A 22,980-nucleotide genomic window follows, 5' to 3' on the forward strand; every position below is an offset into this window, starting at 1 on the left:
TTCCTCCTATCCAAGATTTCCGAATGACGGCATGACCTCGATCATCCATTGGGCGATGTAGTTGACGGAATTGGTGGCGATGAGGATTGCAAAGACGATCAGCATGACACCCATGATTCGTTCCACATGCACCAGATATTTGCGGTTGCGCTGCACCCAGCCCAAGAAGGGCCGCGCGAAAAGGGCGGCGATCACAAAGGGCGCGGTCATCGACAGCCCGTAGACCAGCAGCAACAGCCCGCCCTTCCAGATATCGCCCATCCCGCTGGCGACCATCAGGATCGCGGCCAATGCAGGACCGACGCAAGGGGTCCAGCCAAAGCCAAAGGCGAGGCCCATCAGATAGGCCCCGATGATCGTGGTCGGGGCAGCACTGCTTTCGATCTTGGCTTCACGATACAGAAGCGGGATGCGCATGATCCCCAGGAAATGCAGACCAAAGATCAGCAAGATCCCTGCTGCAACATAGCGCAGCGTATCGCGCCACATCCCGAAGGTCTGGCCAATCGCGGTGGCCCCCATCCCCAGCAAGACAAAGATTGTCGTCACGCCAAGCGCAAAGAAGATCGCCGAGATGACCAGCCGCTTTTGCGCGCCTTGCGGGATCGCCTCGTCCGAGCGGAGCTCGTTCATCGACAAACCGGCCATGTAGCACAGATAGAACGGAACCATCGGCAGGACGCAGGGGGTAAAGAAAGACAACAGACCTGCGAGAGCGGCCCCAAGATAGCTGATATCCAACATCGACAAGCTTCCTTGATTAGATGCATCATTCATATTAAGATAATTGAATGTTTGTAAAGCGCATCATCTCGTTTCTGCAAAAGTCTCTCGCTGCGCCAGTTGCCGTGGTGCTGTTGAGCGGGCCGCTTTGGGCGGAGACAACGCTCTTGATGGCAGAAGAGCCCGGATGCATGTGGTGCGCCCGCTGGAACACCGAGATCAGCGCGATCTATCCAAAGACCGATGAAGGTGCTGCCGCCCCTTTGCGCAGGATGAACATCCAAGACCCTGTACCCGAGGACATCGCACTCGCACGCCGGATAAATTTCACTCCGACCTTTGTCTTGCTCGTCGACGGTGTGGAAAGAAACCGGATGGAAGGCTATCCGGGCGAAGATTTCTTTTGGGGCTTATTAGCGCGCATGCTTGATCAAGAAGGCATCACTTATGCGTCAAAAAGCGAATAATTGGCGCAATATCCGAGATTGCGACTGGCGATTGAGGAAAGACACAGCTAATCAGCCCGCATCTCTTGGGATGGATGAAGAGATCTTGGCAAGAAGACGAAGCGCGAGGCTTGGGTAAATTATGTCACTTCCGGTTTTTGATGAGAACGTCGACGACGCCAAGCTTGACCAAATGATGGACAACGCGACCCTCGCGACCAATTATTTGAAAGCCATCAGCCACGAAGGCCGCCTCATGATCCTGTGCCATCTGGCGACAGGCGAAAAATCCGTGACAGAGCTGGAAACGCTTTTGTCTGCCCGACAGGCCGCCGTCTCACAACAGCTTGGCCGTTTGCGGCTTGAGGGGCTGGTGCGGCCCAGACGCGAGGGCAAGGTGATTTACTATAGCCTTACGGATGAAAGATCGCGCAAGATCATCGGGCTGGTTTACGAGCTGTTTTGCAAGGTCGACTGATCTGCTAGCTTACGCAAAATAGAACGCATCATGACGACTTTGGGAGGAGGCGCCAATGCTGGACGTTTGGGGGGACGCGAATTTCGCGGCAGTCGTTGGGCTGTTCGGGGGTATTTTGCTGGGTCTGGCCGCAAGGCTGGGCCGGTTCTGCACCTTGGGCGCGATCGAAGACTACCTTTACGGCGGCAATGATCTGCGTCTGAGGATGTGGGGGCTGGCGATCGGGACTGCGGTGATCGGCAGTTTCGCCTTGATGGGTTCTGGCCTGTTTGATCCGGCAGCGTCGTTCTACCTCTCGCAACAATGGTCCCCCCTCGCCTCGATCGTCGGTGGTGGGCTTTTTGGCTATGGCATGGCTTTGGCGGGGAACTGCGGCTATGGGGCCATCGCCCGCTTGGGCGGCGGTGATTTGCGATCTTTTGTCATCGTTCTTGTCATGGGCATCACGGCCTATGCCACTATTTCCGGCCCTTTGGCTTGGGCGCGGGTTGCCCTGTTTCCCACGTCACCTGCCGGCCAGGTGCCCAACGGTATTGCCCATGCGATTGGCGACCTCACAGGACTGTCGGTTGCTGCGGTCGGTCTCTTTATCGGGTGTCTGATCTTTGTTGCCGCCCTCGCGGGCAAGAGCCTGCGCAAGCACCCTGCCTCGGTGTTGTGGGCGATGGTCGCGGGTTTTGCTGTGGTCAGCGCCTGGGCTGGCATGCAGTACGTCCAAGACAACGGCTTTGACGATCTGCCCATCGTCTCGCACACGTTTTCCGCCCCCATCGGCGACACCATCCTTTACGGCATGTTGGCATCGGGCCTTTCGCTGTCTTTCGGCATCGGGTCGGTCGCGGGCGTCTGGATCGGTGCGTTCATGGGCAGCTTGATCAAGGGCCACTTCCGCTGGGAAGCCTGCGAGGACCCGCGTGAATTGCGGCGTCAGATCATCGGCGCGGGGCTTATGGGCGTCGGTGCGGTGATCGCGGTTGGATGCAGCATCGGCCAAGGCCTGTCGGCCTTTTCGCTGCTGGCCTTCAGCGCCCCCGTCACTTTTGCTGCGATGTTCGCGGGGGCTGCCTTGGGATTGCGCCAGTTGATCGTCGGTTTTGCACCAGCCATTGACTAGGCATCGCCACTTGGCAAACGCGCCTAGTCCACGACCTTGTCGAACCCGATCAGATAGCTGAGCGGCGCGTAGTCATCGGTCAGAATGCCGGCGTCTTTTTCGCGCAAGATGGCGTCAATAAAGCCGGTATCCAGCACCTGAAACCGCATCACATCCGGCGCGCGCGCATCAATAGCAGAGACCGGACTATCCGTTGCGCTGGCCAAGATGACAAAGGTCCGCCTGTCACCCGGCAGCGGCGGCCCCGCGATGGTCCAAACCTCGACGCTGTCGAAAACCTCGCGCAGGGTCGCAACCACGGCGGCCAGCGCATCCATCCGGTCGATCGTGTCGATCAGGTTCATCGCAAAGACACCCTCAGGTGCAAGCCGGTCCGACACGAGCTGAAAAAACTCAAGCGTCACCAGATGCTCTGGCACGGCGATATCGGTAAAGGCATCGCCGACGATCACATCAAAGCGTTGCGCGCTGTTGCGTAGCGCAAGGCGGGCATCTTCGTGCAGGATCGTGGCGGTGCTGGGATCGAACCAGAAGTCTTGCGCCGCCATATCGGTGATTTCGGGATCAATCTCGGCGATGGTGATGCCGGTAATGCCTCTGTCGGCCCAAGCGCGCGGGACCGAATAGGTGCCGCCGCCGATATGAAACGAGGTGAAATCCCCCCGCCCCATCCGCATCCGCGGCAGCACATCCAGCATCGCTGCATGTTCGGTGTACATCAGGCGCGGCGCGTTCTGGCCGCTGACACCGTGGGCCAGATGATCGACAACCATCAGGGACACGGGATCTTGCGGATCATCCGAAAGCACCACGGTGCGCAGGCAATAATAGCTGCTTTCACGGTCACAGACGGCAGGAAGGCTAAGTGCGCCAAAGCTGGTCAAGAACGCCACTCCGATCCCCGAGACCGATAGCAACACCGTCCCGCGCGACGATTTGCCCAGCCAGAACAGGATCAGCGCGGCGATGGCGTAGATGACCACAATGACAAGCAGCGTCCGGACCGATCCGATCAAGGGCACAAACAGGAACCCCGCAAGCAGCGTCCCGAAAATCGCCCCAATCGCGCCGGATGCAAACATCGCACCCAAAGCGCGTTCCGACTGCGCGCGCCCCCGCATAGCCGCCACGGTCAGGACCGGCGCCGGCACGCCAGCAAAAAGCGAAGGCAGGAAAAACGCCAGCGTGCTGAGCGCCGTGATAGCCACCAGAGGGTGCGGAAAGGCCGCGATGATCGGCCCGGCAAAAGCCCGCAAAAGCAGCGTGGCTGCGGCTGTGGTCAGGGCTGCGGCGACCATCATCCACCCCGTCACCCGCAGGGCGCGGCTGGTATCTTGCGCCGCAATCCGCCCGCCCCACCAATGGCCCACCGAAAAGCCCGCAAGCACAACAGCAATGATCGAGGTCCACGTATAGAGGCTCATACCCACGTAAGGCGCGATCATACGCCCTGCCACGATCTCGACCACAAGGCTGGATGCGGAAATGCCAGCCTGCAGGAAGATGAGCAACCAAAGTGGAATAAGTGCGGGATGAGACTGATTTTGCATTACCCTGCCAGTAACGCTTTGCCAAAAAAGCGGTCAAGGGCCATTCGTACGCCTGAAGCAAACACAACTGTGCAAGTTCTCGGGCAGGTGGACGCGCGACGCCGCCTCTTAGGCACCATCATAGGTCCAGCGATAGTGCGGCGGGGTTGGACCCTTGTTGCGCCCGCCCTGTTCGGTCTGTTCCCAGGCATGGGCCAATATCCCAACCGAACGGGACAGACAGAAAAATCCCCGCGCCAAGGGTGCAGGGCAACCAAGCTCGGCATAGATCACCGCCGTCGCCCCGTCGATATTCATCGGAACAGGGCGGCCCTTTTCGGCGCTCAGATGCGCCTCGATCGCTTGGCCGACCTGTGCGAAATGGCCTGATACGGCCCCTGCGCTTGCCGCGTCTTCCACCAAAGCCATCAGGCGCGGGGCGCGCGGGTCCTTTGGTTTGTGGAACCGATGCCCGAAACCGGGCAGGAACATCCCATTGTCCTTGCGCCATGCATCAAGCGTGTCCGGCAATGCCGCAAGGCCAGCATCGGCGCAACGCTGATACAGCGTAACGGCTTGCTCGCCCGCACCGCCATGCACATCGCCCAGCATGTTCACGCCGGTGGCAATCGCATTATTAAGCCCCACACCGCAGGTCGCGGCCATACGGGCTGCTGCAATCGAGGGCGCTTGCGGCCCGTGGTCCACCGCTGCGACCAAAGCTGCCTCGAACAATTTGGCCCGCGGGCCGTCCAGCGGGGTGCCCATGACCATCAGCCAGATCATCTGGGCAAAACCGGTATTGCCGATCAAGCCTTCAATCGGCTGGCCGCGCAAGGCAATGCGGCCCGGTTCCATGTCGATAATCGCGGTATGCCACCAGTCAGAAACATCGCTCATATCACACCCTCGGCTTTTAGCGTTGCGATATCATCGCCCGACAGACCCAGCCCCGCAAGCACCCGCTCGGTATCGGCGCCCAGAACCGGCGGCGGGTCATCAACTTTGGGCCGCGCGCTATCTATGGCAAAGCCCGTGCGCAAAAGCGCGATATCACGCCCCAGCCCTGCCACGTCGGCGAATTGCGCCACCAGCCCGCGCGCGGCGATCTGTGGATGGGCAAGGATTTGCGGCACACTCAGCACCGGGCCTGCGGGCACGCCGATTTTGTTCAGCCCGTCGACCCAAGTTTGGGCGGGGGCCGTTGTCAGCACGGTTTCCAGCTCGGCTTTCAAGCGCAGGCGGTTGGCCTTGCGGTCCTCGCGGCTGGCAAACTCTGGTCGCGCCAAAAGGTCCGCGCGGCCCAGATGTCGGGCCAGCGCCTCCCATTGTTCGTCTTTATTGGCGGCAATATTGATCAGCCCGTCACTGGCCTGAAACGTGCCTGACGGCGCACTGGTCGGGTTTTCGTTGCCGTGGCGTGCCGGTTCCACACCGCCGATCAGGTAATTCGACACCACCCAGCCCATGGTCGCCAGCGTCGCTTCAAGCATCGAGACATCTATGAAACAGCCTCTCTTGGGCGCGCTGAGCGCTGCCGCGATAGCCATGGCCGCAGTCAGCCCGCCCACCGTGTCCGACAATGGATAACCCACGCGCAACGGTTCCTGATCACCGGTGATGGACATCACACCTGACGCGCCTTGGATTATCTGGTCATAGGCGGGGTTGTCTTTCCACGGTCCGTCCTGCCCAAAGCCGGAAATCGCGCAGTATATCAAAGCGGGGTTTTCGACCTTCAGGGCTTCATAGCCCACCCCCAGCCTGTCCATCACACCGGGGCGAAAGTTCTCTACCAGCACATCGGCCCCGCGCACCAGCTTGCGCAGAATGTCCTTGCCGCGCGGGTCTTTGAGGTTCAGCGTGACAGAGGCTTTGCCCGCATTCTGCGCCAGAAAGCTGATCCCCATCCCCTTGGCCGACAACGCCGGATCAGCGCCCAGATTACGGGCGAGATCGCCGCGCCCGACAGCCTCGATCTTGATCACTTCGGCGCCAAGATGCGCCAGTTGATGACAGGCAAAAGGGCCTGCCAGCACATTGGTCAGATCAAGGACCTTTGTGCCGGCAAGCGGTGCTTCAGTCGCCATCTGCCACGCCTTGGGCGCGCTTGTTGGCACGCAGTCTGCGGTAGCTTGGCAAGATCACCAGCAAGGCGGCCAGCACCAACAGACCCAGCGTCATCGGCCGTTCAGTGATAAAGCTGAACCCGCGATAAAGCTGCATCGCACGGGCAAAGTTATCCTCGAGCATGGTCCCCAGAATAAAGCCGATCAGCAGCGGCGCCAGCGGGTAATCGGCAAAGCGCAAGATCGTGGCCACAACACCAAAACCCACAAGGATCAGCAATTCCGTGGAATTGTTCTGCCCGATGTAAGAGCCCATCATCGTAAAGAACAAAATGAACGGGATCAGGTAGGTGCGCGGAACGGTCAGGATCTTTGCGATATAAGGGATCAAAGGCAGATTCAGGATCAAGAGCACCAGATTGCCGATATACATGGAGATGATGACAGCCCAAAAGACCTCTGGCTGGTCGGTCATCAGCCTCGGGCCAGGTGTGACGTTGAGTGCGATCAGGGCTCCCAGCAGGATCGCTGTGGTGCCAGAGCCGGGAATACCCAGTGTCAGCAGTGGCACGAAAGAGCCTGTACATGCAGCGTTATTGGCGGCCTCTGGCGCGGCCAGACCCTTGATCGAGCCCTTGCCGAATTCCTTTTGCTCGTCGCCCTTGGCGATGTTGCGTTCCACCGCATAACCGAGGAACGACGCGATCGTTGCCCCCGCGCCGGGCAGCACACCGATAAAGAAACCTTGCAGCGATTGCCGTCCGATGACCGGCGCAATCGTGCGGGCCTCTTGGCGGGTGATGCGCAGATTGGTGATCTTGCCGCCGTCCGCACCTTGGGTGCTGCGCGCGGGGTTCATCACCAGAAACATCGCCTCTGGCAGTGCAAACATTGCCATAGCCAGCGTGATAAAGGAAAAGCCCGATTGCAGTTCCATCACCCCGAAGGTGAAGCGCGGCATGTTGGACAAGGCACCCTCGCCCACGGTGCCCATCATCAGCCCCAGTATCGTCATCATCAGCGCTTTGCCCACCTGCCCCGTGCCTGCAAAGGCCGCGATAGCCGAAAGGCCAACAACCATCAGTGCGAAATACTCGGCGGAATGGAACAAGAGCGCGACCGACGACAAAGCAGGCGCAAAGATCATCAACAAGATCGCGCCGATTGTGCCACCTGCAAAAGAGGCAATCGCCGCGATGGTGAGCGCTTTGCCGGCTTGCCCCTTGCGGGCCATGGGGTAGCCGTCAAAAGAGGTGGCAACTGTGCCCGCGACCCCCGGCGCATTCAGCAGGATAGAGGAGGTTGAGCCGCCAAAGATCGCACCATAATAGACCCCCGAAAGCAGGATCAGCGCCGCTGTCGGATCACCCAGCCCGATGGCAACAGGGATCATGATGGCGATAATCGACATCGGTCCCAGCCCCGGCAACATGCCGATCAACGTGCCGATGACACAGCCGAAGACCACCATCATCAGGTTAAAGGGCGTCACCGCGGCGCTGAGCCCGATCAGAATTCCTTCTAGCATCTCACGCGCTCCTTACATAAATCGCGGCAGCGGGCTGAGAAAGATGCCAAGCACCTCCTGCACCAGATACCAGATGACGCCTGTGGCAATGACAGCCACAAGGATCATGATGTGGAATTTGCGCTCGCCCAAGAGCGCGCCACCGGCGACCAGAAAGGCCACGGTCGCAAGCAAGAACCCCAGCGGACGCAACAGCAAGGCATAGGCCACCATTGCCACCAGCAGGGCCACGGCTTGCCAGACGTTGTAGTCACCCAAACGCTTGAGATCGATGACCGCATCATCGGGGGCTTCATCGGCTTCCAAAGGGTCAAGCCCGCGCGCCTTGGCTGCTGCATCGACCTTGGGCGGTTTGGAACCGAAAAGAACGACCAGCCCGACGATCACACCGCAAATCGCAAGGATCTTGGGGAATGTCGAAGGCCAGATCGGATTGCGCTGCAAAATCGGAGGCAGCAATTGGTCCATCGTAAAGAACGCCGCGTAGCCGTAGACGAAACACAGTGCTACGAATATCAACGCGATCCAGCGATCCAGCGCCATGATCTTTCCCTTCGTTCCTGAATTATTCTTGCGGTCTTTTCCACACAGGCATTTGCACTGTTGGACAAAGACCGAAATGTGGGGGCGGATGCCTTAGTTGGCCCACCGCCCCCGCTTTTGTCGCATCAAGACTTAGAGAAAGCCCAACTCGCGCATCAGATCACCGATCTGCTTTTCCTGCGCTTCAAGGAAGGCCTCGAATTCTGCGCCCGGCTTGTAGATGTTGACCAGACCCATACGCGAACGCACGGCTTCCCACTCGGGCGTGTCGTACATCGCAGCCAGCGTTTCCTGATAAAGTGCAACCTTGTCGGCAGCCATACCCGGTGCCGCAAAGAAACCGCGCCAGTTTACGAAGTCCGCGGTGATCCCTTGCTCGGCAAAGGTCGGTGCGGCGTCATAGGCGGGCACGCGCTCTGGCGCTGTGACACCCAGAATACGCACTTCACCTTGTGACGCCAAAGCGATCGCCTCGGAGAAGCCGGTCGACAGCGCGTCAATCTCGCCGGACAGAAGACCAGCCATCGCTTCGCCACCCGCATCATAGCCGATGTAGTTGAACGCAGTCGGGTCTTCGCCCGCACCTTGCATCACGATCGCTGCGACCAGGTGGTCCATGCCGCCGGGAACCGAACCGCCACCGATGGCAAAGTCAGCTGGATTGGTGCGATATTCGGCCAGAGCATCTTCCATCGACTGCCATGGGCTGTCAGCAGAGACAACAAGTGCCGCATAGTCGCCCACAGTCCCTGCAATCAGTGTCAGGTCACGGAAGCTTTGCGAGATTTCGCCGGTCAGCGCGCGGATCACGATCGGGGTCGAGTTGACCATCAAGGTGCCGTCGCTGCTTTGTGCGTTCTCGATCAAGTTCGCGATTGCCACGCCGCCGCCGCCGCCGGACATGTTTTCATAGGTTGCTGTCCCGATCAGGCCCGAGTTGACCAGCGCTTCGCCAGTACCGCGTGCGGTGCCGTCCCAGCCGCCACCTGCGCCACCTGGAACCAGGAAGTGGATTGAATCAAGCTTCTGATGCCCATCGGCCTGCGCCATGCCAGCAAAAGAAATCGAGGCCGCAGCAGCAGCCACCATGACCCGGCGGGTCAGAGTAAAAGTCGTCATTGGTTTCCTCCCATTTGACAGGCGTACAAACGCCGCCCATGGTTCGCAAACGAACACAGAAAACTGACATCGACCTGACACGCACAAAAAAAGGGCAAAATAAAAATGCGGTTCCTTTTGGTTGAGGACAATCTGGAATTGGCCGAAGCCGTGGTGAAACGGCTTGGGCTTGACGGACATGCGGTTGACCATGCCGCTTGCCTTGCCATGGCCGAAGACTGTCTGGCGGCGGCCGACTACGATCTGATCTTGCTCGATGTGATGTTGCCCGACGGCGACGGGCGCGAGTTTCTGGCCCGCAAACGCGCCGCACTCGAAACGCCCGTGATCGTCCTGACCGCACGTTCACAGGTCTCGGACCGCGTTGGGGCGCTGGATCAAGGGGCAGATGACTATATCACGAAACCTTTTGATTTTACAGAACTCGAGGCCCGTTGCCGCGCCGTCTTGCGGCGCCGTGGCGGTTCGGCGCGTAACGAATTCAAACTGGGAACTGCTGTTTTTGACCCCAATTCGGGTACCATCGTGCAGGCGGATCAGACGATTGATCTGCGCAACCGCGAAATCCGTCTGCTCGAGGTCTTCGCCCGCCACCCCGGTCAGATCATGTCCAAATCGCAATTGCTCGACCGGCTGTTTTCCCATGATGCCGAGGTCACGGAAAACGCCATCGAGGTTTATGTGGGCCGACTGCGCAAAAAGCTTGATACGGTCGGAGTGCGGATCGAAACCGTGCGCGGTCTTGGCTACCGGATTTGCCCTTGATCACCCAGACCTTATCCATCGGGCGGCGCTTGACCCTGCTCTTGGGAGCGATTGCAGCGCTCTTGGCGTTCTTGTCTTGGGGGATGGTTTCAAGCTTTTCGGGGCAAGCCGCAGCGCGCACACAAGACAATGTACTGGCCGCTTCGGTGGCCACCATCGCCGAGACCTTGCGCAGCGAACAAGGCACGGTGCGTCTGGAACTGCCCTATTCCGCCTTTGCGATGCTGGGGGCCATTAGCGAGGATCGGGTCTTTTACCGTGTTTCCGTCGCGGGCGAGACCTTGACCGGCTATGACGATTTGCGCGGCGGGCGCATCCCCGAAGCACCGGGCGAAGTGCTGTTCGACACATTGGAGTATCGCGGCGAAACGGTGCGGATGGCCAGCATCTCGCGCGTCGTTCTGGCCGGACGGGAAGGTGCGTCGGTGACCGTTTCCGTCGCCCAGACCCGCAACGGCATTGCTGCTGTAACCGCAGGGTTGTCGCGGACGGCGGCTGTCTTGTCTGTCGCTTTCTTTGTGCTTGCTGCCGCACTTTCGGCAATCGCAGCGCGCGCCTCTCTGCGCCCGCTCAATGAAATTGCACAGTCGGTTTCAAGGCGTGGTCCCTCTGATCTGCGCCCGATCCGCAGGCCCGCCCCCAGCGAACTTGCCCCGCTTATGACAGCGCTGAACCGGCTGATGGACCGTTTGGGCCAATCCATCCGGCGTTCCGAAGACTTTATCACCGAGGCGGCACACCGTGTCCGCACGCCTTTGGCGACCGTGCGCGCACAGGCAGAGATCGCGCTGCATACTGTGACCGGCGAGGAAGAAAAACGATCGCTGCGCCGCGTGATCCGTGCCGTGGACGAAAGCTCGCGCTCGGCCGGACAGCTGCTGGATCACGCGACTGTGGCCTTTCGGGCCGAAGATCTGGACCGCAGCCCTCTGGATCTGTCGGACCTGACCAGAGCGGTGGTCGAAAGCCTGAGCCCGACAGCCGAGATGAAGGACATTTCCTTTGCGGTTACGACCGCGCCTGCGGCCATACGCGGCGATGCCATTCTGCTGCAAACCGCATTGCGCAACATCCTTGACAACGCCATCAAGTACTCGCCCCCTGAAACCACAGTCAGCATCCAAGTCACGCGCGCCAAGGCAGAAGTGCAGGTCGAGATTTGCGACCAAGGCACCGGGCTGGGGGCAGGCCCTGTGGCACATCTCACAGAACGCTTCAAACGTGGGGACAATGTCGAAGGTGTTGTCGGGTCTGGGCTTGGGTTGACGATCGCAGAAGAAGTGATGCGCGCCCATAACGGCAGCCTGACGCTGCGCAACATGACAAAGGGAGGAACCGGTACATGCGTCTTGCTTGTCTTGCCTTCGGCCTAGGCCTTCTGGCCCAGATCGGCCTCGCCCAAGAGATAGAGGTCGAGGCCCACCGATTCTATGAAGGGACATCTGACAGCGTCGTGCGCGTGATCTCGACAGCCGATCTTGATGTTTTCGAGCCCTTTTTGCTGGAGTTCCAGCGCACGCGCCCCGCGATCGGCATCGACTATACAGTAACGTCCAGCACCGAACTGCACCGCGCGATGACACAAGATCATACTTTTGACCTCGCCATCTCATCCGCGATGGATCTGCAATTCAAGCTGGCCAATGACGGGTTTGCGCAAAGCTATCGGTCCTCGGCCACCGATTCGCTGCCCGCGTGGGCCAGTTGGCGGAACCTGATCTTCGCTTTCACTTCGGAACCTGCGGTCGTCGTCATTTCCCGTGATGACTTTGTCAGGCAGCCAAAACCGGTCACACGGCAGGATCTGATCGCACTTTTGCGCGAAAACCCGGCGCGGTTTCAGGGTCGCGTCGGTACATATGATGTCCGCGTGAGCGGACTTGGCTATCTGTTTGCGACACAAGAGGCCCGCGCGTCAGACGCCTATTGGCGGCTTACGGAAGTGATGGGGCGGCTCGATCCCCAGCTTTATTGCTGTTCGGCCCAGATGATCGACGATGTGGCCTCTGGGAAACTTGCCCTCGCCTATAATGTTCTGGGCAGCTACGCCGCACAGCGGATTGCCGAAGATGACAGGTTGGAAATCCTTGTCCTCGAAGACTTCAGCAATGTGATGCTGCGAACAGCCATCATTCCGCAGTCAGCACAGAATGTCGAATACGCCGGCGCATTGCTGGATGATCTCTTGCGCGCGGGTATGCGCGACACACCAAGCGCATGGGTGCTCCCACCGCTCAGCGACAGGCGCGATCCCCTGCCCGCTGCATTTGGCCCGATCAGGCTGGGCCCCGGCCTTATGGTTAATCTCGATCAGCTCAACCGGCGTGCCTTTTTGGACGCATGGGAAAGCGGAATGGAACAGCGTTAATGATCGGCAGGTTTTTACCGGCGGTCTGCGTTGTTCCCGAATCAAGCCCCGTGAAAATGCGGCTGATCACACCAAAGTCACGATTATCCGTCTTTGCGCGGGTTTTGAGTTTCTGGCACACGCGGAAGTGCAAGGGATATGAGGCAATTGTCGCTTGACGCGAGATAGTCAAGCAAACTGCAATTTGCATTAATTAGGCTTGTTCGCGCTAACGCGCCCAAAAATGCCTTAGAAAGAACCATCTTTCGGACACAATTTCCACCAATTCACCTGCTTTGTTTCCATCAGTGATTTGGAACAGTCATGAAGCTTAATACTTCTGTCCGGCGATTTTGCGGTCATCGGTGAAGGGTCCAAACAGGCTTGAAATTTTAGAGAGGAGTGAAGACTTTGGTGTTCAATCTCAAGAGACAACTGAAAACGTCTGCGGCGGCAATCGCTTTGTCCTCCGCAATGCTATTGCCATCTTCAGGTTTTGCGCAGGAAGTCACGCTGAACTCGACCGATGGTACAATCAACATTACCGGTGAGTTCATCGATTTCCGCGATGACAACTATATCATCCGGACAGCACTTGGTGATCTGCGGATCGCGGCCAGCAGCGTTGTATGTAACGGTGCTGCTTGTCCGACTTTTGAAACAGTCACAGCAGATGTTGCGATCGTCGGCTCAGAAGCCATCGGGCTTGGCATGATGCCACTCTTGATGAGCGGTTTTGCTGCTTCGCTGGGTGCAGATGCCGAAGTCAACAACACAGCAGCCGGCCAAACGGTCGTTAGCTTGATCGGTGAAGACGGATTTGGCGACCAGATCGGGTCCTACCTTGTCTCCGCTGTTGGCGATGACAACGCATTCGAGGCACTGCTTGATGGAAGCGCAAAGATCGGCATGTCTGCCCGCCGGATTACACCGGACGAAGCACGTGCATTGCGTGATGCGGGTTCTGGCAGCATGGTCAGCCCCAACCAGGAGCGGATCATCGCGGTTGACAGCATGGTTGTCGTGACACATTCCTCCAACCCAGTGAATGAACTCAGCCAAGAACAACTGGCAGGCATCTTCTCCGGTCAGATCACGAATTGGTCCGAGCTCGGTGGAACCGACCGTCCAATCACCGTCATCTCGCACGAAGAAGGCTCTGCCAGCTACGACTATTTCATGTCGTTCCTTTATGGTGACGAGCGGCCAAGCTTCCGCCCACAGGCGATTGCAGCAGACGATCAGGCGATGTCGAATGTGATGTTCCACGACCAGAACGCCATTGGCTACCTTGGCTACGCCTTCCAGCGTGGTGCGAAGCCGATGACATTGCTGAACGAGTGCGGCATTGCCACGACACCCGATGCATTCTCGGCCAAAACCGAAGAATACACCCTCAGCCGTCGGATGTATCTCTATAACCGCTCCGACAACCTTGACCCGCAAAGCCAAGCGTTTCTTGATTTTGCTGTATCGGACACTGCTGACAGCGTGATCGGGAAGTCAGGCTTTATCGATCTCGGTATCCTGCGCCGTAGCCAGGCTGAAGGTGACGCACGCCGTGCTGCGCTGATCTCCGAAGTTGGACGCTATGATGTCGGCTTCGAAGGTGAAGTGATGGCAGATATGCTCGAAAAGATGGATCAATATGATCGCTTGTCGACAACCTTCCGCTTCCGGACCGGCTCGTCACAGATCGATGAACGCGGCAGATTGGACATGCAGCGCCTTGTTGCGTTCCTCGAAGATGCGCCAGCTGGTACTGAAATCACCTTTGTCGGCTTTACGGACGATGTGGGTGCATTCGAAGGTAACCGTGAGCTTGCAATCAGCCGCGCTGATGCTGTTCTTGACGAAATGCGTGCGGTGGCCGGTGATCGGTTGAACAACATCGAAATGAAGATTGCGGGCTACGGCGAGATCGCGCCATCTGCTTGCAACATCTCAGATCGTGGACGTGGTATCAACCGCCGCGTTGAAGTCTGGATTGCGAACACAGTCGAAGGTTAACGATTTGCGGCGATGCGTGCCCGTAAGGCACGCATCGCTGACAGTAACGATTTTTGTTCTTTACGCCCTGAACACTGTCTTGTGCCTCAAAAGACAACCATAGCTCTCTAGCGCACCAAATTCGATCGCTGGCCACGAAATGCATGCACGCAGGATCGGGGACGGGATCAATTCGGATCACGAGAGGGAAAGATACCCCTTGTCATCGCCAAAGGCGCGACATCGGACGAGGCTTTGGCAAGGGTTACGGGTTTTGACCCAGTGATTACGTCACCGGCAACCCCGGTACAACGAGATAGGAATCATTCCATGAAAATGACGAACAGGACATCTTCCAGCCGCTCAAAGAACCTCCCGCCAAAAATGATCGGCGTATCAAAGACAGTTTGCCTTGCACTCGGCATTGCGGCCCTCCCTCCTGTCGGGGTGTTGACGGCGCAAACAGTCGCGGCGCAAAGCATCGACGAGTCGCTCTACAATGGTGGCAAGGCCCGCGTAAATCGCTCTGCCAGTCTGCGCTCCTTGACCGAGGCGGTCGCATCGGCCAGCTGCCGGGCAAACGGGGGAATTGGCACCGAAGAAGCGCAAAGGCAACTTGCGTCCTGGAGCGCGGAATTCGATACCATCATCGATGGTCTGGTCAATGGCAGCCCCGCACTTGGCATGCCCACGCCCGAGACACGTGCCAAGACACTCAAGGTCCTGAACGACACTGCCATGATGTGGCAGCCATTGGAGATAGCGGCCAATAAGATGTCGGCAGCTTCTGGTTCGAGTGCCGATGCCACCACAATCAGCAGTAGCTATCGGGACCTGTTCGAGCAGACAGAACTCCTCGCCGCGGCCATTTCAGGGCAATACTCCGACCCGCAGCAACTTTTGCAAAGTGACGCGACCGTGTTGAACTTTGCTGTCAGGCAACGCGCGCTGGCCTATCGGATGACCCGCGCGATGTGCGAACTGGCAACAGGGACAGGTACCGCTGAAACACAGCAGGAACTTCAAACGACCGTCGATCTGTTCCAGCAAACACTTTTTGCCTTGCGTGACGGTTTCCCTGCAGCCGGTATCAACCCGCCGCCCAACGATGCAGTGCGTGCAAGCATCGAGGCCACCTTCGCGCTTTGGCAAGAACAGCGTGGCATTTTCGATGCGGCCCTCGCCGGACAATCCCCGTCAGCCGAGAATGTCGTGGCCTCTGCGACCCTTTCTGAAGCACTTTCTGTGGCGATGAACAACACGATCACTCTGTATCTGATCGCGACGCCGGGTCAGGATGACGTGTATCGCGTCCCATTGGAGGCCTACGCACGGGGCGAGTTGACCAACTGGCTGTCAGATCCGGCATTGATTGCGGCGATCAACGCCCAAAACGCCGCACATGCGGACCTTACCGAAGAGGCGGTGATCGCGCTTGATCAGCAATGGCGTGCCGAAGCCGGTAACGGCGGTGGCCCCTTGATCGAGAGCCTGCTGACGGCACCCGTGTCGACATGGTTGCTTGACCAACAAGTGGCCACAGCAGGTTTTGTCACCGAAGTCTTCATCATGGACAACAAAGGCCTGAACGTCGCCCAAAGTGTCGAGACTTCTGACTACTGGCAAGGCGACGAAGCCAAGTGGCAGGAGACCTACTCTGTCGGGCCAAACGCCTTGCACATCAGCGAGGTCGAATTCGACGACAGTACAGGCTTCTATCAGTCGCAAGCCTCACTTTCGATCACCGACCCTGCCACAGGCGAAGTCATCGGTGCCGTCACTTTCGGGATCAACGTACAAAACCTGATGTAAGATCAGTTCAAACCAAAGACAGCGGGCCCATTGCGGCCCGCTTTTTCGTTTCAAACGCTTGATTGCCATGTCCTTTTCTCCAGCCACGTTGAAAAGCATCCCGTTGCTGCCGGCCAATTGGCCTTGTGTAACCAGCAAAAGGATTTGTCGGGCAAGGCTTTGAGGGTGGCTCGTTGGTCCATAGGCCACCACCATCTTGCTGATGACAAGGCAACGGATCTACTGTTCGGCAAAAGAACCTGTCACACGCAGATGAACCGTGTTGCGCCGCGACGGGTGATGATAAGCAGTTGTCCAAGATGAAAGCCCCTGCCCCCACGATCCTTTCCACCGTTTCGATGCCCTTTATCGACGATTGGGTTTTGGCCTTGCGCGGCCTGTGTACCGAGGCGCAGCTGGCCTCGTTTCTGGAAAGGTCCGGCTTGGCGCCTGATCCAAAGCGCCCCATGACGCGGGTGACCTTGGATCAACTGGTGCGCCTTTATCAGATCGCAGCGGTTGAAACCGGAGACGAGATGATGGGCCTATGGAGCAGGCCGATCCGCCCCCGTGCCTTGCAGCATCTGCTGACCTCGGTACGCGAAGCGGCGTCATTGCCCTCAGCACTCTACAGGTTTTCGACCTTCTGGAACCTGCTGCTGGATGACTACCAGTTCAAGCTGACCGAAAGCGGAAATTGTCTGCAACTCGCGCTGCACCCCTGCGGGGAAGTGCCGGTACAGCGGTTCGGACATATGCTGATCCTCAAACTGGCGCATGGGCTATTGTCTTGGCTTGCGGGCCATGAGGTGCCTGTAATCTGCGTCAATTTTGCCTTCGCGCGACCCGATTTTGCGGGGGATTATGCAGTTATTTTTCCGGCACCCGTTCAGTTCGGGACGCCCGTCACCGCAATTTCTTTCGATCCCGCGCGACTTGGTCCACCGCAAGCGCGCAGCGGGTCTGACCTTGCCGATTTCCTCAAGAACGCGCCTCGTGACTGGATTTTCACCAGTTCTTATGAACATACCCAATCGCTCCGCGTGCGGGCGTTTCTGTTGCGGTCGCACTGGGTCGACTGCACTTTGGCAGACGCGGCGCAAGCGCTGAACATGACACCGCGCACGCTGATGCGCAGGCTGGATAGAGACGGCACATCCTTTCAGGCGATCAAGGATGGCTTGCGCCGCGACATTGCGATCCGTGACCTGCAAGCAGGCCACAAAAGCATCGAGGAAATTTCGCAAGATGTCGGGTTTTCTGCTGCCGCGAACTTTCATCGCGCTTTCCTGCGATGGACGGATGCAACGCCGAGCGCCTACAGAAAGCCGCGCGGCTAGCGCCGGTTCTCGTACCATTCAACGTATCGCCGAAGTGCCAACATTTGTCACTTTCTGATAGGGACTTGGCGCAGGATGAGATTTCATCAACCTGCGCAGATTGCTACACCATTTCAAGATACGCCTGAAATAAGGGATTTTGGCCTGTCATACGCTTGCTTTGTAAATGGGCGGTCAAACCACCCGCAACTCTGCAAAACGTCACTTTCCGAAAGTCCCGCAGAACAAGGAACACCCGATGACCAGCACGCTCGACACCATTCTGGCCGCCGCAAAAGACCACGCGGATACCGTAATCAAGCCCAATATCGATGCTTGGAACGCAGGCACCGCATGGCCAAGGGACGCATCCGACAAGGCGGGTGCGGCAGGTCTGACAGGGCTTTATGCGCCTGTGGAACTGGGCGGCCAAGGGTTGCCTTTGTCCGAGGGCATTCAGGTCTATGAACAACTGGGGATGGGCGACGGGGCCTATGCCTTTGCCCTTTCGATGCACAATATCTGCACTTTCGCAGGATGCGGTTATGGCACCGAAGCCTTCAAGGAAAAATGGGCGCGCGAACTGACCTCGGGGCGCAAATTGGCAAATTTCGCGCTGACAGAACCGCAGTCGGGATCGGACCCGATGACAATGTATACGCGCGCGACGATCAACGGCGATGGCACTTGGACGATCAGCGGATCCAAAGCCTGGGTCAGTCTCGCGGGCGAGGCCGATATCTATTTCACCGTGGTTAAGACCTCTGACGCGCCGGGGCACAAGGATATGGCGATGATTGCCATTCCGGCCGACGCCAAGGGGCTGAGCTTTGGGCCCCGTTATGACACGCCTTCCTATAACTTCCTGCCCATGTCCGAAATGTATCTGGACAAGGTAGAGGTCAGTGAGGACAACATCATCCTGCCCATCGGTCAGGGGCTGCAAGGCTCGCTGATGGCGATCGATATCGCACGGGTGTCGATCGCGTCGGGCTGCTGTGGCCTGATGCAAACCGCACTTGATACCGCACTTTCCTATTCGAAGAACCGCAAGATGTTCGGCGGCAAGAACCTTGATCTTGATGGTATTCAATGGATGCTGGGAGAGGTTGCAACAGATCTGGAAGTCTCGCGCCTGCTTTATCGCAAGGCCGCAGCGGCGCTTGGCACGGCCGAAGGGCCACTGATGGCAGCCCATGCCAAACGCTTTGTGCCTGACGCGGCGGTAAAGGCCGCGAATACCTGCACCCAAGTGATGGGCGGGATGGGGTTGTTGCAGCCCTACGGTCTGGACCGCCTGTCACGGCTTGCGCAAATGCTGCGGATTGTGGATGGCACCACCGAGATCAGCCGCGTCGTGATCGGGCGGGCACTGCAGAAACGTGCGGCCACATTGCCGGACCTGCCTGTGCCTCAGGGCTTTGGAGAAGGCCGATAGCGGACCAAGGCGCACACCAAGCAACACATCGCCCGAGGTGACAAAACCCACCTGTGCGCAACGGCGCACGGCATTCACAATCGCCACGGCCAGTTCAACGCCTTTGGTGGTGTTGCCGGAAAAGTCATGCCTTGTGCAAAGCGTGCAAGGCGGGGTTAACTCTGGGCACTCTGTGATGCAGTTACAAAAATGGATGCGGGACGCTGTCGATGACTGAAATCAAACCATATTGGAAAAACTATATCGACGGCGCTTGGGTCGATGGTGGCGCGGGCCGGATCGACGTGATCAACCCCGGTACGGGCGAAAAGCTGGCCGAACATGCGCTGGCGGATGCGGCAGACGTGGACCGCGCTGTCATGGCCGCGCGGCGGGTGCATCTGTCCGGCGCACTCAGCGACTTGCGCCCTGTCGAACGGGGCCGGATGGTGCAGGCCATGGGCCGCTATCTGCTTGACCGTATCGACGAGATCGCGCCGGTTCTGACGCTGGAACAAGGCAAGCCGCTTTGGGAAGCAAAGATCGAGATCAAAGGTGCCGCGCGCTATTTCGAATACTATGGCAATCAGGCCGAAACGGTCGAGGGCCGCTCGATCCCCTTGGGCAAAGGGTATTTCGACTTTACTACCTATGAACCCTTTGGGGTGTCGGCCCAGATCATCCCGTGGAACTATCCCGTCGAGATGACGGCACGGTCGCTTTCTGCGGGTTTGGCGACCGGCAATGCTTGCGTGATCAAAACACCCGAGATGACGCCCCTGACAAACGCCTGGTTCGCCCATGCTGCCGAGGCCGTGGGCCTGCCTGCTGGTGCGGTGAACATCATGTGCGGCTTTGGCCATGAAGCGGGTGCCGCACTTTCAGCGCATCCTTATGTGAATCAGGTCGTCTTTACCGGCTCTGTTCCCACAGGCATCGCCATCGCCACAGCAGCCGCGCAAAACGTCGTGCCTTGTGTGCTGGAACTGGGCGGCAAATCCGCAGCCATTGTGCATGATGACGCCGATCTTGCCGCATTCGAGACAGATGTCCGCCGGGGCATATACTTTAACGCAGGGCAAGTCTGCTCGGCCATGTCCCGCGTCCTCGTCCATGACAGCATCCATGACGCGCTGGTGGAACGGATGGTCGGTGTCGCGCGCAGCCTGACCGTCAAACCGGGGATCGAGCAGCCTGAATTTGGCCCTACGATGGGGGCCATGGTGTCCGAGCGGCAACGCGACCGCGCCTTTGGCATGATCGGCGATGCTGTGGCCGCGGGTGCTACCATCGCCGCAGGCGGGCGCAAACCCAATATTCCGGGGGCTTTTCTCGAACCTACGGTGCTGACCGATGTGACCCCTGACATGACCATCGCCAACGAAGAGGTCTTTGGTCCTGTCGTTTCGGTCATGAAATTCAGCACGGACGCCGAAGCGATCAAGATCGCCAATGGCACCCCCTACGGCCTTGTGGGTGGCGTCTTTACCCGTGATCTGGACCGCGCAACACATGCGGCACGCCACATCAGGGCCGGTCAGGTTTTTGTCAACGAATGGTTTGCCGGCGGGGTCGAAACCCCCTTTGGCGGCTATGGCAAATCCGGTTACGGGCGCGAAAAAGGCCGCGAGGCACTTTGGAATTACGTCCAGACCAAAAACGTCGCCATCAAACTGAAAGGCTAGGCCATAGGCGCATCCGACGAGGACCTCGTCTCTAAAGGGGTGCGAACAGTGCAAGACCACATGCGGCGCGACCTATGCGAAAACGAACCTTGTGGAGGGCCATCCTAAGGCAGCTGTTGCAAAGCCGCCTCTAGCTGGTCAAGCGAGGCCGTCATCTGGCCCAGAAAATCGCCATCCGCGGGGCTGTTGGCCAAAGGCGGAAAGACCACGTCGATCATGCCAAGGCGCGCCATCCGGTCGCGGGATGCGGCTGACGGCTCTGCCTCCCAGATAAAGAGCCCGGCGCCGGTGTCTGCAATCATCGCCTCCAGCGCGGCCCATTGGGCCTCATCGGGGCCCGCTTGCGCATCCCATTCCACGGCTGAAATCGCCAGATCATAGGCCGCACCAAAATACTGATAGCGCGGGTGCGCGGCAATGACCGCCTTGCCCGCTGCCGCGCCGCCGATGACCGCAGCGCGGGCATCAAGTGCGGCAAGGTCCGACAAAAGTGCTTCGGCTTGGGCGGCAATTTCATCTGCCTGCGCAGGCATCTGCCGCGTCATCGCATCGGCCAGCACCTGTGCCTGAGCCATCGCCAAACCGAAATCGAGCCAGGTATAGCTTGCGGTGGCCGTATGCGAATGCTCGCCCCCTTCACCATGAGAATGCGTCACTGTTTCTGTCTTGATCAGACGATCCGCGAAACCCGCCGATGTATCGACAGTGCGCGATCTTGGCAGCGAGGCTTTGGTCGGCCAAGTGGCAAATCCGGCCCCGTTCAACGCAATCACATCCGCCGCCTGAATGGCCGCGATATCGGAAATGCCCGGTCGCCAGAACGACGGGTCAACATCGGCAGGAACCGCAAAGAACACGTCAACCGCACCATTGCCCAGCCGCTCGGCGAAATAGGCCAGCGGATAGTTGGCGACCGCAACGACCGGCCGGTCCTGGGCCGCTGCTGGCATCGCCGCGACGGCACAGATCAAGCCAAGGACGGTCCGGCGCGCAAAGGTGTGAAAAGGCATGGGACTAGCTTCCTGATCCGTTAGCGATGTCTTCGGGGGTCAAAATCCAGTAATCCGAATGGCCTTCGCCCGTGGTGACCTCAATCATCATACCACCTGTTGCGGCCTCCACATCCAGCGGAAAGCGCACCGTCCCATCCGCGGCAAGGGGCAGTGTCAGGATGACCTCGGAACTGGCGTTCAGCACCTGCACTTCGCCCGATACGGGGATCTTGCCGGTTGAAAACTTGGTTTCCACAATGACCGTGCCGTCCTCGACAAAGGCAAAGACATTCAATTGATGGGCCTGCGCGGCAGAGGCAAACGCCACTACCGCCAGTATTGCAAGAAGGCGACGCATCAGTCGTCCCACTCTTCAAAACGGACCCAGATGACGGCCCCCAACTCGACCGCTTTTTCCACGCCTTCAAAGGCAAGGGTTTCGGGTGCGGTATTGAGCGCAGCAAAGCCCCACCAGCCGTCTGTCGGTGTGGCATAGGTGAAGACCCCGTTCTCATCTGCCTTGACGGTCTGGGTGATCATCAGTTCGCTGGGGACGGTCGCCTCTAGGTCCTCGTTGTAGTATTCCACCTCGACCTCGGCATAGGGCACAGGTTCGCCTTCCAGCATCACGATGCCTTGAAACACATTGCCCTCCCACAGGCCGAAGGGCTTGCTCAGGGGGACGATCTCGGTGCGCAGGCCAAGCTCGGTATCCCAGCCTTCGTCATCATCAAAGGCGCTGACATAGGTCTTGGTGTAGTGGATGATATAGCTGTCCTCGGCGGGCTCCCAATAGGGTTGCGGCTCCATCGCGAACACATAGGTGCCGGGGCGTGCAAGCGGGTAATCAAGGGTAAAGCCGGGCTGACCCATGACCTCTGCACCGACCAGATCACCCAAAAGATCGGTCGTTTCGCCATCATGGGTGACGCTGAAAGAGACCGGCGCGTCCAGCACCATTCCGTTCAATTCGAACGGGTGGGAAAACGACATGGTCAATTGCACAGACCGCCCGTCCTCTTGGCTGATCATCGGATCATTGGGAATAATCATCCCGTAGTGCGCCAAAGCGGTGGTGCCGGTCAGGGCGGCAATGGCCAAGGTGGATGTGAAAATTGATTTCATG

Annotated in this window: 21 protein-coding genes; 11 read left to right on the forward strand and 10 right to left on the reverse strand. The window is 58.7% G+C overall.

Translation table 11 applies throughout. The features are described 5' to 3' along the window. Nucleotides 1–6: 6 nt before the first annotated feature. Nucleotides 7–744, reverse strand: coding sequence for a cytochrome c biogenesis CcdA family protein (locus NWQ23_RS09385; RefSeq protein ID WP_306166032.1), 738 nt, complete (start codon nucleotides 742–744; stop codon nucleotides 7–9). A 47-nt stretch (nucleotides 745–791) separates the two neighbouring features. On the opposite strand from NWQ23_RS09385, the gene NWQ23_RS09390 reads away from it, so the two are divergent. From NWQ23_RS09390 to NWQ23_RS09400, 3 genes are all read left to right on the forward strand, one after another. Next, nucleotides 792–1,190 (forward strand): hypothetical protein, encoded by a 399-nt coding sequence (locus NWQ23_RS09390; RefSeq protein ID WP_306166033.1) that lies wholly within the window; start codon nucleotides 792–794, stop codon nucleotides 1,188–1,190. A 121-nt stretch (nucleotides 1,191–1,311) separates the two neighbouring features. After that, complete coding sequence (locus tag NWQ23_RS09395; RefSeq protein ID WP_306166034.1) at nucleotides 1,312–1,647, forward strand: helix-turn-helix transcriptional regulator; 336 nt, start codon at nucleotides 1,312–1,314, stop codon at nucleotides 1,645–1,647. A gap of 55 nt (nucleotides 1,648–1,702) precedes the next feature. Further along, nucleotides 1,703–2,761, forward strand: coding sequence for a YeeE/YedE family protein (locus tag NWQ23_RS09400; RefSeq protein ID WP_306166035.1), 1,059 nt, complete (start codon nucleotides 1,703–1,705; stop codon nucleotides 2,759–2,761). A 23-nt stretch (nucleotides 2,762–2,784) separates the two neighbouring features. Here the strand turns inward: NWQ23_RS09400 and NWQ23_RS09405 are convergent, their stop codons facing one another. The 6 genes from NWQ23_RS09405 to NWQ23_RS09430 all read right to left on the reverse strand — a co-directional run bounded on the left by NWQ23_RS09405 (nucleotide 2,785) and on the right by NWQ23_RS09430 (nucleotide 9,549). Further along, complete coding sequence (locus NWQ23_RS09405) at nucleotides 2,785–4,311, reverse strand: fused MFS/spermidine synthase (RefSeq protein WP_306166036.1); 1,527 nt, start codon at nucleotides 4,309–4,311, stop codon at nucleotides 2,785–2,787. A gap of 108 nt (nucleotides 4,312–4,419) precedes the next feature. Then, nucleotides 4,420–5,190, reverse strand: a complete 771-nt coding sequence (locus NWQ23_RS09410) for a citryl-CoA lyase (RefSeq protein WP_306166037.1) — start codon at nucleotides 5,188–5,190, stop codon at nucleotides 4,420–4,422. Beyond that, complete coding sequence (locus tag NWQ23_RS09415) at nucleotides 5,187–6,380, reverse strand: CaiB/BaiF CoA-transferase family protein (RefSeq protein ID WP_306166038.1); 1,194 nt, start codon at nucleotides 6,378–6,380, stop codon at nucleotides 5,187–5,189. The genes NWQ23_RS09410 and NWQ23_RS09415 overlap by 4 nt, the downstream gene beginning before the upstream one ends. Then, nucleotides 6,370–7,887: a tripartite tricarboxylate transporter permease gene (locus NWQ23_RS09420; protein WP_306166039.1), complete on the reverse strand. Its 1,518-nt coding sequence runs from the start codon at nucleotides 7,885–7,887 to the stop codon at nucleotides 6,370–6,372. The genes NWQ23_RS09415 and NWQ23_RS09420 overlap by 11 nt, the downstream gene beginning before the upstream one ends. 12 nt (nucleotides 7,888–7,899) lie before the next feature. Beyond that, on the reverse strand, nucleotides 7,900–8,430 hold the full coding sequence (locus NWQ23_RS09425; RefSeq protein WP_306166040.1) for a tripartite tricarboxylate transporter TctB family protein: 531 nt from the start codon (nucleotides 8,428–8,430) through the stop codon (nucleotides 7,900–7,902). Nucleotides 8,431–8,562: 132 nt separating this feature from the next. After that, entirely contained in the window at nucleotides 8,563–9,549 is a 987-nt protein-coding gene (locus NWQ23_RS09430; RefSeq protein WP_306166041.1) for a tripartite tricarboxylate transporter substrate binding protein, read from the reverse strand. A gap of 105 nt (nucleotides 9,550–9,654) precedes the next feature. On the opposite strand from NWQ23_RS09430, the gene NWQ23_RS09435 reads away from it, so the two are divergent. The 8 genes from NWQ23_RS09435 (at nucleotide 9,655) to NWQ23_RS09470 (ending at nucleotide 20,862) form a co-directional block, all read left to right on the forward strand. Further along, nucleotides 9,655–10,314, forward strand: a complete 660-nt coding sequence (locus NWQ23_RS09435) for a response regulator transcription factor (protein WP_306166042.1) — start codon at nucleotides 9,655–9,657, stop codon at nucleotides 10,312–10,314. Beyond that, the gene (locus tag NWQ23_RS09440) at nucleotides 10,311–11,687 is read left to right on the forward strand and encodes a sensor histidine kinase (protein WP_306166043.1); all 1,377 of its coding nucleotides are present in this window, start codon (nucleotides 10,311–10,313) and stop codon (nucleotides 11,685–11,687) included. Before NWQ23_RS09435 ends, NWQ23_RS09440 begins: the two co-directional genes overlap by 4 nt. Beyond that, nucleotides 11,657–12,682 carry an ABC transporter substrate-binding protein gene (locus tag NWQ23_RS09445; RefSeq protein ID WP_306166044.1) on the forward strand — a complete coding sequence of 342 codons (1,026 nt, stop codon included), beginning with the start codon at nucleotides 11,657–11,659 and terminating at the stop codon, nucleotides 12,680–12,682. The genes NWQ23_RS09440 and NWQ23_RS09445 overlap by 31 nt, the downstream gene beginning before the upstream one ends. A 453-nt stretch (nucleotides 12,683–13,135) precedes the next feature. Next, nucleotides 13,136–14,671 (forward strand): phosphate ABC transporter substrate-binding/OmpA family protein, encoded by a 1,536-nt coding sequence (locus tag NWQ23_RS09450; protein ID WP_306166045.1) that lies wholly within the window; start codon nucleotides 13,136–13,138, stop codon nucleotides 14,669–14,671. Between the two features lie 426 nt (nucleotides 14,672–15,097). Then, complete coding sequence (locus NWQ23_RS09455) at nucleotides 15,098–16,462, forward strand: type IV pili methyl-accepting chemotaxis transducer N-terminal domain-containing protein (RefSeq protein ID WP_306166046.1); 1,365 nt, start codon at nucleotides 15,098–15,100, stop codon at nucleotides 16,460–16,462. Nucleotides 16,463–16,761: 299 nt separating this feature from the next. After that, a complete protein-coding gene (locus tag NWQ23_RS09460) occupies nucleotides 16,762–17,781 on the forward strand; it encodes an AraC family transcriptional regulator (protein ID WP_306166047.1) in 1,020 nt (339 codons plus the stop codon). Between the two features lie 238 nt (nucleotides 17,782–18,019). Further along, complete coding sequence (locus NWQ23_RS09465) at nucleotides 18,020–19,198, forward strand: acyl-CoA dehydrogenase family protein (RefSeq protein WP_306166048.1); 1,179 nt, start codon at nucleotides 18,020–18,022, stop codon at nucleotides 19,196–19,198. 209 nt (nucleotides 19,199–19,407) lie between these two features. After that, nucleotides 19,408–20,862: an aldehyde dehydrogenase family protein gene (locus NWQ23_RS09470; protein WP_306166049.1), complete on the forward strand. Its 1,455-nt coding sequence runs from the start codon at nucleotides 19,408–19,410 to the stop codon at nucleotides 20,860–20,862. Nucleotides 20,863–20,966: 104 nt separating this feature from the next. Here the strand turns inward: NWQ23_RS09470 and NWQ23_RS09475 are convergent, their stop codons facing one another. Genes NWQ23_RS09475 through NWQ23_RS09485 form a run of 3 tightly spaced genes read right to left on the reverse strand, consistent with a single transcriptional unit; the run spans nucleotide 20,967 to nucleotide 22,979 of the window. Continuing rightward, nucleotides 20,967–21,872 (reverse strand): metal ABC transporter substrate-binding protein, encoded by a 906-nt coding sequence (locus NWQ23_RS09475; RefSeq protein WP_306166050.1) that lies wholly within the window; start codon nucleotides 21,870–21,872, stop codon nucleotides 20,967–20,969. A 4-nt stretch (nucleotides 21,873–21,876) separates the two neighbouring features. Beyond that, on the reverse strand, nucleotides 21,877–22,212 hold the full coding sequence (locus NWQ23_RS09480; RefSeq protein ID WP_306166051.1) for a hypothetical protein: 336 nt from the start codon (nucleotides 22,210–22,212) through the stop codon (nucleotides 21,877–21,879). Then, nucleotides 22,212–22,979 (reverse strand): DUF4198 domain-containing protein, encoded by a 768-nt coding sequence (locus tag NWQ23_RS09485; RefSeq protein WP_306166052.1) that lies wholly within the window; start codon nucleotides 22,977–22,979, stop codon nucleotides 22,212–22,214. The genes NWQ23_RS09480 and NWQ23_RS09485 overlap by 1 nt, the downstream gene beginning before the upstream one ends. Between the last annotated feature and the right edge of the window lies 1 nt (nucleotide 22,980).

Origin of the sequence: Yoonia sp. (assembly GCF_030731595.1) — a bacterium.
In the GTDB taxonomy this organism is placed as follows: Bacteria; Pseudomonadota; Alphaproteobacteria; order Rhodobacterales; family Rhodobacteraceae; genus Yoonia.

What these genes read in the sequence shown, in the direction of transcription:
- NWQ23_RS09385 (WP_306166032.1), bottom strand. Translation starts at nt 744, where the DNA reads ATGTTGGATATCAGCTATCTTGGGGCCGCTCTCGCAGGTCTGTTGTCT.
- NWQ23_RS09390 (WP_306166033.1), top strand. Translation starts at nt 792, where the DNA reads ATGTTTGTAAAGCGCATCATCTCGTTTCTGCAAAAGTCTCTCGCTGCG.
- NWQ23_RS09395 (WP_306166034.1), top strand. Translation starts at nt 1,312, where the DNA reads ATGTCACTTCCGGTTTTTGATGAGAACGTCGACGACGCCAAGCTTGAC.
- NWQ23_RS09400 (WP_306166035.1), top strand. Translation starts at nt 1,703, where the DNA reads ATGCTGGACGTTTGGGGGGACGCGAATTTCGCGGCAGTCGTTGGGCTG.
- NWQ23_RS09405 (WP_306166036.1), bottom strand. Translation starts at nt 4,311, where the DNA reads ATGCAAAATCAGTCTCATCCCGCACTTATTCCACTTTGGTTGCTCATC.
- NWQ23_RS09410 (WP_306166037.1), bottom strand. Translation starts at nt 5,190, where the DNA reads ATGAGCGATGTTTCTGACTGGTGGCATACCGCGATTATCGACATGGAA.
- NWQ23_RS09415 (WP_306166038.1), bottom strand. Translation starts at nt 6,380, where the DNA reads ATGGCGACTGAAGCACCGCTTGCCGGCACAAAGGTCCTTGATCTGACC.
- NWQ23_RS09420 (WP_306166039.1), bottom strand. Translation starts at nt 7,887, where the DNA reads ATGCTAGAAGGAATTCTGATCGGGCTCAGCGCCGCGGTGACGCCCTTT.
- NWQ23_RS09425 (WP_306166040.1), bottom strand. Translation starts at nt 8,430, where the DNA reads ATGGCGCTGGATCGCTGGATCGCGTTGATATTCGTAGCACTGTGTTTC.
- NWQ23_RS09430 (WP_306166041.1), bottom strand. Translation starts at nt 9,549, where the DNA reads ATGACGACTTTTACTCTGACCCGCCGGGTCATGGTGGCTGCTGCTGCG.
- NWQ23_RS09435 (WP_306166042.1), top strand. Translation starts at nt 9,655, where the DNA reads ATGCGGTTCCTTTTGGTTGAGGACAATCTGGAATTGGCCGAAGCCGTG.
- NWQ23_RS09445 (WP_306166044.1), top strand. Translation starts at nt 11,657, where the DNA reads ATGCGTCTTGCTTGTCTTGCCTTCGGCCTAGGCCTTCTGGCCCAGATC.
- NWQ23_RS09450 (WP_306166045.1), top strand. Translation starts at nt 13,136, where the DNA reads ATGCTATTGCCATCTTCAGGTTTTGCGCAGGAAGTCACGCTGAACTCG.
- NWQ23_RS09460 (WP_306166047.1), top strand. Translation starts at nt 16,762, where the DNA reads ATGAAAGCCCCTGCCCCCACGATCCTTTCCACCGTTTCGATGCCCTTT.
- NWQ23_RS09465 (WP_306166048.1), top strand. Translation starts at nt 18,020, where the DNA reads ATGACCAGCACGCTCGACACCATTCTGGCCGCCGCAAAAGACCACGCG.
- NWQ23_RS09470 (WP_306166049.1), top strand. Translation starts at nt 19,408, where the DNA reads ATGACTGAAATCAAACCATATTGGAAAAACTATATCGACGGCGCTTGG.
- NWQ23_RS09475 (WP_306166050.1), bottom strand. Translation starts at nt 21,872, where the DNA reads ATGCCTTTTCACACCTTTGCGCGCCGGACCGTCCTTGGCTTGATCTGT.
- NWQ23_RS09480 (WP_306166051.1), bottom strand. Translation starts at nt 22,212, where the DNA reads ATGCGTCGCCTTCTTGCAATACTGGCGGTAGTGGCGTTTGCCTCTGCC.
- NWQ23_RS09485 (WP_306166052.1), bottom strand. Translation starts at nt 22,979, where the DNA reads ATGAAATCAATTTTCACATCCACCTTGGCCATTGCCGCCCTGACCGGC.